We start from the raw sequence: 1,648 nt of genomic DNA, 5'->3' as shown, positions 1-1,648 counted from the left end.
CGGCCCTGCTCGTCCGCGTCGAACTGGAAGTCCACCGCCCACACGAGGTTCGGTGCGACCGCTGCCGGGGCGTCGACGGTCGAAGACCCAACGCGGCTCTTCAGGATCCAGGGTGTAGTCGGGGTCTGAATCCTCCGGTCTCCAGGAGGGATCTGGTGATGTAGTGGGTGAGGTTCCGGAAGCCCAGGGCGATACCGCGGAGGTGTTCGAGTTTGCCGTTGATGGCCTCACTAGGGCCGTTCGAGGTCCCCGGGTGGTCGAAGTAGGCCAGGATGTCGGCGGCCCGTTTCTTCAACGTGTGGCCGAGAGTGATGACCTCGGGCAGTGCGGCGGGGACTTTGGTGGCGATCGCGTCGATCAGGTGGGCCATGATCGCCCGCCCCTCGGCACGGTGTTCGGCGCGGTAGGCGGCCACGACCTCCTGGTAGACCGCCCAGGTGACCTGGACCGGCGCGTGAGCGTCATCGGCGAGCACAGCATCCAGGCGGGCGGCCTGCCGGTCGGTGAGCAGGTCCCGGCCCGTGTGCAGGGTCAGCCTGACCCCGAACAGGGGGTCGCCCCTGCGGCCCCGATGGCCCGTGGTGTCCTGCTGGACGCGTTGGCGGGTGACATCGAGCTGGTCGCCGGCGAGCTGGACGACGTGGAAGGGGTCCATCACCTCGACCGCGTCCGGCAGTTCCTCGGCGGCTGCGGTCTTGAAGCCGGTGAACCCGTCCATGGCCACCACCTCGATGCGGTCGCGCCAGGCCTGGTCGCGGCCGGCCAGCCAGGTTTTGAAGACCTTCTTGGAGCGGCCCGCCACCATGTCGAGCAGCCGGGAGGCCCCGGTGCCGTCGCGTAGCGGTGTCAGGTCGATGATCACGGTGACGTACTTGTCGCCGCCTCTGGTGTGGCGCCACACGTGCTCGTCGACCCCGATGACCTCCACGCCGTCGAAGCGGCCCGGGTCGTCGATGAGCCGACGGGTGCCCTCGGCCAGCACCGCATCATTGGCGGTGGTCCAGTCCACGCCCAGGGATGCGGCGATCCGGGCGACCGGCAGATGATCGAGCACCAACCCCTCCAGTGCCCAGGCCAGCCCACCCCGCGACAGTTTCGCCCTCGCCTGGGCGGCCTGGTCAGTGTTCTGGCGCCATACCCGCCCGCAGCCGGTGCACCGGTACCGGCGGACCGGCACAGCCAGGATCGTGGGCCGGTGCCCGAAAGGAGTATGGGCCAGGCGCCTGCCCACCGTGTCACGAGGGACCCCCTGGCATCCGCACCGGTGGCACCACTCGTCAGTCTCGACGACCCGGCAGGCCAGGACCGTCTCCTCGGCACTGATCAGCTGACCGGTGACCTCCAGACCGAGTTCATCGAGACGGGCGAATGTGGTCAGGTCGGGGGCGCCGAAGGTAGCGTGGTTCATGGAGGACCTTGCGATTCACGAGGACAGATCTAGACACTCCGATCCTCGCGCAGGGTCCTCCCCCCACGCATCCCGGCCTCACAGGTCAACTACAGCAGACTCTCACACAGCCCAGCCACAACTACACCCTCAATCCTGAAGAGCCCCCAACGCGTTTGCGGCGACGCCGCTGCGGGACGCGCAGCCCTTCCTCGCGCCAGAGCCGTTGGATCTTCTTGTGGTTCACGACCCACCCCTCGC

At 68.3% G+C, this 1,648-nt stretch carries 1 protein-coding gene and 1 pseudogene; both read right to left on the bottom strand.

The window, feature by feature from the left end; all coding sequences use genetic code 11:
• Positions 1 to 100 precede the first annotated feature (100 nt).
• Positions 101 to 1,408, bottom strand: a complete 1,308-nt coding sequence (locus tag BMX93_RS12585) for an ISL3 family transposase (RefSeq protein WP_091971691.1) — start codon at positions 1,406 to 1,408, stop codon at positions 101 to 103.
• Between the two features lie 136 nt (positions 1,409 to 1,544).
• Positions 1,545 to 1,648 (bottom strand): annotated as a pseudogene (locus tag BMX93_RS12580) (IS3 family transposase); the annotation flags it as partial.

Source organism: Propionibacterium cyclohexanicum (genome assembly GCF_900111365.1).
GTDB lineage: Bacteria > Actinomycetota > Actinomycetes > Propionibacteriales > Propionibacteriaceae > Propionibacterium > Propionibacterium cyclohexanicum.
This window is presented reverse-complemented; position numbering and strand designations above follow the sequence as displayed.